Source organism: Nonomuraea typhae, assembly GCF_009760925.1.
GTDB classification, from domain to species: Bacteria; Actinomycetota; Actinomycetes; order Streptosporangiales; family Streptosporangiaceae; genus Nonomuraea; species Nonomuraea typhae.
In genome coordinates this window covers 1-1,175 of the sequence record NZ_VRLV01000048.1, presented here as the reverse complement: position 1 = coordinate 1,175, position 1,175 = coordinate 1, and the positions used below count along the sequence as shown (strand labels likewise).

The following is a 1,175-nucleotide window of genomic DNA, read 5'->3' as shown; positions in this document are numbered from 1 at the left end:
TTCAAGCCGGGCTTCCGCATCGACCTGCACCACAAGGACATGGGCATCGTCACCGCCGCCGCCCGCGAAGCCGGCGTCGCCCTGCCCGTCGGCGCCATCCTCGCCCAGCTCATGGCCAGCGCCCGCCTGCAAGGCCACGGCCAGCTCGACCACACCGCCCTGCTCCTGCTCGTCGAGCAGCTGTCCGGCCGCGGCGAAAGGCAGACCCCGTGACCCGCATGCGAGCCGTCGACGCCGCCGCGCTCATCCTGGCCAAAGAGAAGGCCACCCAGACCTTCGGCGTACCCGGCGCCGCCATCAACCCCCTCTACTCCGCCCTGCGCGCCCACGGCGGCATCCACCACATCCTGGCCCGCCACGTCGAAGGCGCCGCCCACATGGCCGAGGGCTACACCCGCGCCCGCCCCGGCAACATCGGCGTCTGCATCGGCACCTCCGGCCCCGCCGGCACCGACATGCTCACCGGCCTGTACTCCGCCGCCGCCGACTCCATCCCCATCCTGTGCATCACCGGCCAAGCCCCCGTCGCCCGCCTGCACAAAGAAGACTTCCAAGCCGTCGACATCGCCGCCATCGCCGCCCCCCTCACCAAAATGGCCATGACCGTCATGGAAGGCGCCCAAGTCCCCGGCGCCTTCCAGCAGGCATTCCACCTCATGCGCTCCGGACGCCCCGGCCCCGTCCTCATCGACCTGCCCGTCGACGTCCAGCAAACCGAGATCGACTTCGACCTCGACACCTACGAACCCCTGCCCGTCCACAAGCCCAGGGCCACCCGCGCGCAGGCGGAAAAGGTGCTGGCGATGATGGCGCTGGCCGAGCGCCCGGTCATCGTCGCCGGCGGCGGCATCATCAACGCCGACGCCGCCGACCTGCTCGTCGAACTCGCCGAACTCCTCGACGTCCCCGTCATCCCCACCCTCATGGGCTGGGGCGCCATCCCCGACGACCACCCCCTCATGGCCGGCATGGCCGGCCTGCAAACCGCCCACCGCTACGGCAACGCCACCCTGCTGGCCGCCGACTTCGTCCTCGGCATCGGCAACCGCTGGGCCAACCGCCACACCGGCGGCCTGGAGGTCTACCGGCACGGCCGTACCTTCGTCCACATCGACATCGAACCCACCCAGATCGGCCGCGTCTTCGCCCCCGACTACGGCGTCGTCTCCGACGCC

General features: G+C 71.1%; 2 protein-coding genes. Both read left to right on the top strand.

What is annotated here, in order from left to right; genetic code table 11:
• Positions 1–213, top strand: a 213-nt coding sequence (locus FVE25_RS53645) for an NAD-binding protein (protein WP_157255260.1), incomplete at its 5' end; no start/stop codon positions are given.
• A 5-nt stretch (positions 214–218) separates the two neighbouring features.
• A partial coding sequence (locus FVE25_RS53640) for a thiamine pyrophosphate-binding protein (RefSeq protein WP_246268918.1) occupies positions 219–1,175 on the top strand: 957 nt, incomplete at its 3' end.